At 69.5% G+C, this 9,135-nt stretch carries 10 protein-coding genes; 6 read left to right on the forward strand and 4 right to left on the reverse strand.

What is annotated here, in order from left to right:
- Positions 1–17: 17 nt before the first annotated feature.
- The gene (locus ACXAID_RS25185) at positions 18–1,229 is read right to left on the reverse strand and encodes an NAD(P)-dependent malic enzyme (RefSeq protein ID WP_475024909.1); all 1,212 of its coding nucleotides are present in this window, start codon (positions 1,227–1,229) and stop codon (positions 18–20) included.
- A 132-nt stretch (positions 1,230–1,361) separates the two neighbouring features.
- Between ACXAID_RS25185 and corA the strand changes: the two genes are divergently transcribed.
- Positions 1,362–2,471: a magnesium/cobalt transporter CorA gene (gene corA / locus ACXAID_RS25190; protein ID WP_475024910.1), complete on the forward strand. Its 1,110-nt coding sequence runs from the start codon at positions 1,362–1,364 to the stop codon at positions 2,469–2,471.
- A gap of 104 nt (positions 2,472–2,575) precedes the next feature.
- On the opposite strand, the gene ACXAID_RS25195 is transcribed toward corA, so the two are convergent.
- Together ACXAID_RS25195 and ACXAID_RS25200 are read right to left on the reverse strand one after the other, a co-directional pair.
- Positions 2,576–3,169, reverse strand: coding sequence for a suppressor of fused domain protein (locus ACXAID_RS25195; RefSeq protein WP_475024911.1), 594 nt, complete (start codon positions 3,167–3,169; stop codon positions 2,576–2,578).
- Positions 3,170–3,314: 145 nt separating this feature from the next.
- Positions 3,315–3,842, reverse strand: coding sequence for a YflT domain-containing protein (locus ACXAID_RS25200; RefSeq protein ID WP_475024912.1), 528 nt, complete (start codon positions 3,840–3,842; stop codon positions 3,315–3,317).
- A 126-nt stretch (positions 3,843–3,968) separates the two neighbouring features.
- Here ACXAID_RS25200 and ACXAID_RS25205 point away from each other — a divergent pair, with 126 nt between their 5' ends.
- On the forward strand, positions 3,969–4,553 hold the full coding sequence (locus ACXAID_RS25205) for a DUF4190 domain-containing protein (protein ID WP_475024913.1): 585 nt from the start codon (positions 3,969–3,971) through the stop codon (positions 4,551–4,553).
- A gap of 18 nt (positions 4,554–4,571) precedes the next feature.
- A complete protein-coding gene (locus ACXAID_RS25210; protein WP_475024914.1) occupies positions 4,572–4,985 on the forward strand; it encodes a DUF4190 domain-containing protein in 414 nt (137 codons plus the stop codon).
- Here the strand turns inward: ACXAID_RS25210 and ACXAID_RS25215 are convergent.
- A complete protein-coding gene (locus ACXAID_RS25215; protein WP_475024915.1) occupies positions 4,982–5,941 on the reverse strand; it encodes an HpcH/HpaI aldolase/citrate lyase family protein in 960 nt (319 codons plus the stop codon). The genes ACXAID_RS25210 and ACXAID_RS25215 overlap by 4 nt on opposite strands.
- 26 nt (positions 5,942–5,967) lie before the next feature.
- On the opposite strand from ACXAID_RS25215, the gene ACXAID_RS25220 reads away from it, so the two are divergent.
- The 3 genes from ACXAID_RS25220 to ACXAID_RS25230 all read left to right on the forward strand — a co-directional run.
- Positions 5,968–7,263, forward strand: coding sequence for a magnesium transporter MgtE N-terminal domain-containing protein (locus tag ACXAID_RS25220; RefSeq protein ID WP_475024916.1), 1,296 nt, complete (start codon positions 5,968–5,970; stop codon positions 7,261–7,263).
- Positions 7,260–7,796, forward strand: coding sequence for a DUF1003 domain-containing protein (locus ACXAID_RS25225; RefSeq protein WP_475024917.1), 537 nt, complete (start codon positions 7,260–7,262; stop codon positions 7,794–7,796). The genes ACXAID_RS25220 and ACXAID_RS25225 overlap by 4 nt, the downstream gene beginning before the upstream one ends.
- 151 nt (positions 7,797–7,947) lie before the next feature.
- On the forward strand, positions 7,948–9,135 hold a 1,188-nt coding region (locus tag ACXAID_RS25230; protein WP_475024918.1), incomplete at its 3' end, for a lytic transglycosylase domain-containing protein.

The following is a 9,135-nucleotide window of genomic DNA, read 5'->3' on the forward strand; positions in this document are numbered from 1 at the left end:
GAGCAGGCGCGCCAGGATCAGCCGGCCAACTCCTCGGACGCGGCGGCGACCGCGGCCGCGACGGCCGGGCCCACCCGCGGGTCCAGCGCACTGGGCACGATGTGGTCGACGCCGAGGTCGTCGCCGATCACCGAGAAGATCGCCTCGGCGGCCGCGACCTTCATCTTCTCGGTGATACGGCGTGCGCCCGCGTCGAGCGCCCCGCGGAACACCCCCGGGAAGGCCAGCACGTTGTTGATCTGGTTGGGGAAGTCGCTGCGACCGGTCGCCACCACGGCGGCGTACTTGCGTGCCGCGTCGGGGTGGATCTCCGGGTCGGGATTGGAGAGCGCGAACACGATGCCACCGGGAGCCATCGTCGCGATGATCTCCTCGGGCACCACTCCCGCCGACAGGCCCAGGAACATGTCGGCACCGTCCACCGCCTCGGCGACCCCGCCGGTACGGCCGCTCGGGTTGGTGCTCTCGGCGAGCTCGACCTTGAACGGGTTCAGGTCCGTCCGACCGCTGTGGATGATGCCCTTGGAATCCAGCACCGTGATGTCGGTGATGCCCTTGGCCAGCAGAATGTTCGCGCAGGCCACACCGGCAGCGCCGGCACCGGAGATGACGACCCGCAGATCGTGCATGTCACGGTCGAGCGCCCTGCAGGCGCCCTGCAGCGCGGCGAGCACCACGATCGCGGTGCCGTGCTGATCGTCGTGCATCACCGGGCAGTCCAGCGCCTCGATGACACGCCGCTCGATCTCGAAGCAGCGCGGTGCCGAGATGTCCTCGAGGTTGACCGCGCCGAAGGTGGGGCGCAGCCGGACCAGGGTCTCGACGATCTCGTCGGGATCCTTGGTGTCCAGCACGATCGGGATGGAATCCAGGCCGCCGAAGGACTTGAACAGCGCGCTCTTGCCCTCCATCACCGGCAGCGAGGCCGCCGCCCCGATGTCTCCCAGCCCCAGCACCGCGCTGCCGTCGCTGACCACCGCGACCAGCCGGTTGGCCCAGGTGTACTTCGCGGCGAGCGTCCTGTCGCCGGCGATCGCGCGGCTGACCTGCGCGACACCGGGCGTGTAGGCGATCGACAACGCTCGCTGGGTGTCCAGTGGCGACTTCAACTCCACCGAGAGCTTGCCGCCCTCATGGGCGTCGAAGATCTCGCTGTCCTCGATGACAACCTGGGGGGTGCGCACCTGCTGCGAGTCTCCACGCGAGGTTACGACGACGTTATCGGCCACGGCCGTCAGGGTAGCCGAACCCGCGTTCTCACATCGACGGGTTCCCCTTTCGTGAGCCGATGACCGGCGCCGTCGGCGCGTACCATCCAGCTAGCCGATCACCGGGGACTGTCGGAGAAGGGAAGCCAACGGATGCCGTCGTTTCGCGCGTTGCCGCCGTCGTTGATGCGCCAGGGCGCACGCGGGCGGGACACCAACGAACCCGACGCCTCACGCATCCACGTGCCGGTGTCCGCCGCAATGGTCGACTGCGGCGTCTACTGCGACGGCACCCGGCTGCCCGGGAGATTCACCCACGCCGCCGCGCTGCAGCGGGTGCACGAGATCGAAGCCGAGGGCAGGAGCGCGTTCGTCTGGATCGGACTGCACGAGCCCGACGAGCACCAGATGCAGGCCGTCGCCGACGTGTTCTGCCTGCACGAGCTGGCCGTCGAAGACGCCGTGCACGCCCATCAGCGGCCGAAACTCGAGCGGTACGACAAGACGCTGTTCATGGTGCTCAAGACCGTGAAGTACGTCGATCACGAGTCGATGGCCAACATGCGTCAGATCGTCGAGACCGGCGAGGTGATGATGTTCGTCGGCTCCGACTTCGTCGTCACGGTGCGCCACGGCGAGCACGGCGGGCTGGCCGGCGTGCGCAAGGTACTGGAGGACTCCCCTGCCTCGCTGAAACTCGGCCCCTACTCGGTGATGCACGCCATCGCCGACCACGTCGTGGACACCTACCTGGCCGTCGCCGACCTGATCGAGACCGACATCGACGCGATGGAGGGAGACATCTTCTCTCCGCTGACGCCGACCGACATCGAGAGCATCTACCTGCTCAAACGGGAGGTCGTCGAGCTGCGCCGCGCAGTCACCCCGCTGGCCACCGACCTGCAGCGGATCAGCAGAGAACACGACGACCTGATCAACGTCGAGATCCGCCGCTATATGCGCGACGTGCTCGACCACACCATCAAGGCCTCCGAGACCATCGCCAGCTACGACGAGCTGCTCAGCTCACTGGTGCAGGCGGCGCTGGGCAAGGTCGCGATGCAGCAGAACGTCGACATGCGCAAGATCTCGGCCTGGGTGGCCATCGCCGCGGTCCCGACTGCGCTGGCGGGCATCTACGGCATGAACTTCAAGGACATGCCGGAGCTGGACTGGTCATTCGGCTACCCGACGGCGCTGCTGGTGATGGTGATCGTCTGCCTGCTGCTGTACCGCACGTTCCGGCGCAACAACTGGCTCTAGCCGCTGCAGCGATTCGGGCGGCTCGCCGCTCACGCCGGATTGGCGGCTCGCCGCTCACGCCGGATTGGCGGCTCGCCGCTCACGCCGGATTGGCGGCTCGCCGCTCACGCCGGATTGGCGGCTCGCCGCCGTGGGTCCGCTGTATCGACCCCGTCGGCCACCCACGCCTCGCGCATCGCATCCGCCCCCTTGAGCCGCACCCACGCCGCCTCCGTCGCAGTGATCGGCACCGCCGACAACACCGTCACCGCAGACAACGGCTCGGGCAGCACCACATCGTCGATGTCACTGGACCCCAGCAGAAAAGCACTGAAAGTCGCGCCCTGCCACAACGGTGTCTCGAGGTCGATCAAGGCATCCGGTTCCAGGATCAGACCCTCCACCGCGGGGGAAGCCGCCACCACCGCAATGGACCGCGCCAGCCCGACCGGCACCGGACCCCGCAGAGCCACCACCACCTCGGCCCGCGGGCCCCGCACGGGATCAGCGACGAACTCCGCCGGGTCCACCATCGGGTTCCTCGAGCAACCCAGCGAAACATATTGCGCCGCACCGCCATCGGGCATCTCGAACCTGAGCACATCGATACGGTCGGAACCCAGGAACGTCACGCTGGCGGTACCGGGCTCGGCCACCACACCGGCACCGGCGAAATGGTCGCCGAGCCGCGCGCGGACCGTGGCGAGGACATCGGTCACCGGCGGGCCCCCCGGGCCGGGTCAGCCCCCGGCGCAGCATCGAACACCAGCTGCGTCATCGAGGGCACACCGTAGAGCCCGAAACGCGCGTTCTGCAACATCGTCACGGCACTGCTGGGATATCCGTCGGCGGCCAGCAGGCGGGTCAGATCGTCAAGCGCGCCAGGAGATCCCGGCCGCGCTCAGCGCTCTGCGGGTCACAGAGCACGTCGTAGCGCCCGGCCACCAATTGCATGGTCGAGCTGAAATCTCTTGTCCCCCGGGCCATCGCGTACGGGATCGCCGAGGTGATGAGCCCGAAGAACACACCGGCGACCAGACCGGTGACCAGGGCGCTCCACGGATTGGGGCTGAAGAACCCCAGGATCAGGCCGATGAACAGGCCCAGCCAGGCCCCGGTGAGCACCCCGCCACCGAGCACCTTCGGCCAGGTCAGCCTTCCGGTGACCCGCTCGACCTGCATCAGGTCGACACCGACGATGGTCACCTGTTCGACCGGGAACTGCTGGTCGGAAAGATAATCGACGGCGCGCTGCGCCTCCGCATAGGTCGGGTACGAGCCGACCGGCCACCCCTTCGGTGGCGTCGGCAGGCCGACCGGGCGGCCGCGTCCTGAGGCGGGGACGCCGGCTGCCGCACCTGGATTCTGTCCGGGCTGGAACGGGCTGGTCATGTCCTTGTACTCCTTCGATAGCGCGGCGTGTCAGCGGCTGTCTTCATTGTCAACGTTCCTGGTAGCCGAAAGGTGCCCGGTCTGACGCACACCTCGGGTAGCTGGACTTACGCTAGGTTGATCAGCATGACAAATCCGGACGACGACGCAGGCAGAAACGAACGCTCCGAGTCCACCACGGGTGGGTACGAACCTCCATTCGGAGGATACGAAGCATCGTCGGGCGGCCAATCTCCCAGCTCCCCGCCCGGGTCCTCGGACGACACCCCGCCGGCCTACAGTCCACCGCCGTCCGGCTACGTCCCGCCGGCCTACACCCCGTCGTCCGGATATCCCCCGCCGCCTCCCGGTGGCTACCCGCCGCCCTATCCCGACGCGGGGGCCCCGCCGCCGTACCCCGGGTATGGCGCAGGGGGCTATCCGCCGCCTCCGCCGTACGGGCCGGGCGGCTACCCGTCCGGCGACCTCGGCTACGGCGCACCGCCGGCCCAGGGAACCAACCAGTTCGCGATCGCCTCGCTGATCGCGTCGATCGTCGGGGTGTGCTGCGGCATCGGGTCGATCATCGGCATCGTGCTCGGCATCATCGCACTCAACCAGATCAAGCAGCGCGGACAGGGAGGTCAGGGGCTGGCCGTCGCGGGTATCGCCGTCGGTGCGGTGACGATGCTGATCAGCCTCGTCTGGACCTTCTCGGTCATAGCGAGCTGACCCGGCGGTCCCGGCGGCATGAGCGACAACCGGCCACCGTGGCAGCCGGACGAGTTCGGCGAACCACTCGATTACCCCGAAGGCGCCGGCCTGCCGCCGCCGGTCTACCCCACCCCGCACCCCGGGCTGCCCGGCTCGGGCTACCACAGCCCCTACCCGGATTTCGCCGCCTACCGGCAGCCGTCGGCACCGCCGGGCACCAACCGCAAGGCGATCGTGGCACTGGTGTGCGCGGTGGCGGGGGTGGCCTGCTGTCTGCCCTCGCTGGTGGGCCTGACCCTCGGCCTGATCGCCCGCAGCGAAACCAAGCGCACCGGCCAGGACGGCCACGGTCTGGCCGGTGCGGCCGTGCTCATCAGCGCACTGGTGATCGTCGGTTACGTCCTCTACGTGATCGTGTTCGCAGTGGTGAACGGTCCCTCGACCGGTTAGCCGGCCGGCGGGCTGAAGCGCTCGCCGGCGCGCTGCATGCCCGCCGCACGCCCCTGGGCAGCGATGACGAGCGCCATCTTGCGACTCGCCTCATCGATCATCTCGTCGCCCAGCATCACCGCGCCTCTGGCACCGCCCGCGCGCGAGGTGTGCCACTCGTAGGCTTCCAGGATCAGCTCGGCGTGGTCGTAGGCCTCCTGCCGGGGGCTGAAGATCTCGTTGCCGGCCTCGATCTGATCGGGATGCAGCACCCACTTGCCGTCAAAGCCCAACGCCGCCGAACGCCCGGCCACCCGCCGGAACGCTTCGGTGTCACGGACTTTCAGGTAGGGGCCGTCGATGGCGGCGATGCCGTGCGCCCGTGCGGCCACCAGGATCCGCATCAGTACGTGGTGATAGGCGTCGCCGACGTCGTAGCCCACGGGCTGCTCGCCGACCTCGAGAGTGCGCATGTTCAGGCTCGCCATCAGATCCGCCGGCCCGAGCACCAGCGCCTGCACCCGCGGACCGGCCGCGATCGCGTCGATGTTGGTCAGGCCTCTGGCGTCCTCGATCTGGACCTCGATGCCGATACCGCCCACCGGCAACCCGTGGGTGACCTCGAGCTGGCCGAGCAGCAGATCCAGCGCGTGGACGTGCGAGACGTCGGTCACCTTCGGGAGCACCAGGATGTCGATCGACGCGCCCGCGCGCGACACCACCTCGATGACATCGGCGTGGGTCCACGGGGTCGTCCAGTCGTTGACCCGCACCCCGCGCAACTGCCCCGCCCAACCGGACTCGGCCAGCGCGGCCGCGACCTGCGTGCGCGCTTGAGTTTTCGCATCGGGAGCGACGGCATCCTCCAGGTCCAGAAAGACCTGATCGGCGGGCAGCGCCTTGGCCTTCTGGATCATCTTCGTGCTGCTGCCCGGGACCGACAGGCACGTGCGACGGGGGCGATAACGGTTTTCCACGACAACACTCTCTACTCTTGACAACCATGGCGTCGGTCAACCGGGTCTATGCGGCCCGACTCGCGGGGATGGTGGTGCTGGGCCCCGACGGCGAATCGATCGGGCGCGTACGGGATGTGGTCATCGGCATCAGCATCGTCCGCCAGCGGCCCCGGGTCCTCGGCCTGGTCATCGAGTTGCTCAGCCGCAGAAGAATTTTCGTACCCATCCTGCGGGTCACCAACATCGAGCCCGGCGCGGTCACCCTGTCCACCGGAAACGTCTCGTTGCGGCGTTTCGCGCAGCGGCCCGGCGAGGTCCTGGTGCTCGGGCAGGTTCTCGAAACCCGTGTGCGCGTCGATGACCCCGACCTGACCCAGCTGGCCGGCATCGACGTCGTCGTGGTCGACCTCGGCATCGAGCAGACCCGCACCCGCGACTGGATGGTGACCAAGGTGGCGGTGCGCCCGCAGCGCAGACTGGGCCGGCGCAGCAACGTCTACACCGTCGACTGGCAGCACGTTCACGGCCTGACCCCGTCCGGGCTGGCCATGCCCGACCAGGGCGTGGCCCAGCTGCTGGAGCAGTTCGAGGGGCAGCGCCCCATCGAGGTCGCCGACGCCGTGCGCGAGCTGCCCGCCAAACGGCGCTACGAAGTGGTCAACGCGCTCGACGACGAACGCCTCGCCGACGTCCTGCAGGAGCTGCCCGAAGACGAACAGCTCGCGGTGCTGCGGCAACTGCAGACCGACCGGGCCGCCGACGTCCTCGAGGCGATGGACCCCGACGACGCCGCCGACCTGCTCGGCACCATGACACCCGCCGACGCCGAACAGTTCCTGCGCCGGATGGACCCCGAGGACTCCGAGGACGTGCGACGGCTGCTGAGCCACTCGCCGAACACCGCGGGCGGGCTGATGACCTCCGAGCCGGTGGTGCTCGCCCCGGACACCACCGTCGCCGAAGCCCTTGCGCGCGTTCGCGATCCGGACCTCACCCCGGCGCTGGCGTCGCTGGTGTTCGTCGCGCGGCCACCGACGGCCACCCCGACCGGGCGCTACCTGGGCTGCGTGCATCTGCAACGGTTGTTGCGCGAACCGCCGGCGGCCCTGGTCAGCGGCATTCTCGACACCGATCTGCCCAACCTGCGGCCCGAGGACTCCCTGGGTGCGCTGACCCGCTACTTCGCGGCCTACAACCTGGTGTGCGGTCCGGTGCTCGACGAGGAGAGTCACCTGGTCGGCGCCGTCTCCGTCGACGACGTCCTCGACCACCTGCTGCCCGACGACTGGCGCGAACGCGAGGCCGAACCGGTGATCGTCACCGCCGAGACACCGAAATGAGTGAGTCGAGCGCGCGTCAGCGGCTGGACACCCCGCGGGTATCGCGCGGCATCGGCCCCCGCCTCGACGTGGAGGCCGTGGGCAGGTTCAGCGAGCGGATCGCGCGGTTCCTGGGCACCGGCCGCTACCTGGCGATCCAGACCCTGGTGGTCATCGCGTGGATCCTGCTCAACATCGGGGCGTTCGCCTGGCAGTGGGACCCCTACCCGTTCATCCTGCTGAACCTCGCGTTCTCGACGCAGGCGGCCTACGCGGCACCGCTGATCCTGCTGGCCCAGAACCGGCAGGAGAACCGCGACCGGGTCGCCCTGGACCTGGATCGCCGCCGCGCCGAACAGACCAAGGCCGACACCGAGTACCTCGCCCGCGAACTGGCCGCGCTGCGCCTGGCCGTCGGCGAGGTCGCCACCCGCGACTACCTTCGCCGCGAGCTCGAGGAGATCCGCGAGTTGATCGCAGAACTGCGCCCCGACCACGAGTCCGACGAGTCGAGCAAACCGCCCGGCGACAAGCGCCCGCCGAGATCCGGATGACACTGCTGTGGCGATTGTTGTTACACAGCCGTGCCCCAATAGGTATGGTGACGGGGTTCACAGGCGATCTGACAGCTAGGACGGTTGAGTGCGCATAGGGGCAGTCTCGGCCCTCCGAGCAGCGCGGCGCCGAGCAACCGACGTCGTCCGCATGCCGATAGTCGGTGTCGCTGCGGTGATCACCCCCCTGGTGCTGGCCGGCGCCGTCGGCGGGTCACCCCACTCGGCGCACGATCCGGGCCGCGACTCCGAGGTGATGCCGCTGGCCGCTGTCGAGACGGCACCGGGAGAACCGTCCGGCGCGTCCGTCGTCGCCGTCACCAAGGTCCCCACCCCGCTGCGGGTCGCCGGGGCGAGTGCGTCGGCACCGCCGCCGGCCGCGGTGGTCAGCGCGCCCGGAACGCTGCGCATCCCGTCGATGGCCCTGGCGGCCTACCGCAATGCCGAGTCCATGATGGCCACGGCCTACCCCGGCTGCGGGGTGAGCTGGAACCTGTTGGCCGGCATCGGCCGCATCGAGTCCATGCACGCCAACGGCGGCGCCACCGACGCCCGCGGAACGGCGGTACGGCCGATCTACGGGCCCGCGCTGGACGGCACGCTGCCCGGCAACGAGGTCATCGTGCAGAGCCGCACCGCCGACCGGGTGGTCTACGCCAGGGCGATGGGCCCGATGCAGTTCCTGCCGGGCACCTGGTCGCGCTACGCCTCCGACGGTGACGGCGACGGCAAGGCCGACGTGCAGAACCTGTTCGACTCCTCGCTGGCGGCGGCCCGCTACCTGTGCAGCGGCGGTATGAACCTGCGCAACCAGGGCGACGTGATGGCCTCGATCCTGCGCTACAACAACTCGGTCGCCTACGCCCGCAACGTGCTCAGCTGGGCGGCGTCGTACGCCACCGGCGTGGTCCCGGTCGACCTGCCGCCGATCACCGGCCCCGTCCCCGAACTCGGCCCGTCGGCGACCGCGATGAACATGCATCTGCTCGAGGGCTCCGAGGGACTAGGCCCGGGCCTGCCGCTGAACGCGACCGGGTTGCCTGCCGGCGACCCGATGTCGTTGCTGCCGCTGATGGGGCGCACCGACGCGGCCGGTCTGCTCAACACCAATGTCCCGGGCTTCGCCCCGGGCCAGTCGCTGGGCCCGCTGCCCGGGCCCGCGCCGGAGGCACCGCCCGAACCCGCTCCGGCACCGACACCGGACTGGCTGCCCCCGTGGATGCAGCCGCCGCCCAGGCAGCAGCCGGAATGTGCGGTGTTCTGCATCAAGGACAACGTCCCGCCGCCGCCCGGACCGGCCGCTGGGCCGGGTGCTCCGCTGGCACAGCCGCTGCTGCCC

Source organism: Mycobacterium sp. ABE4_509 (genome assembly GCF_056160785.1).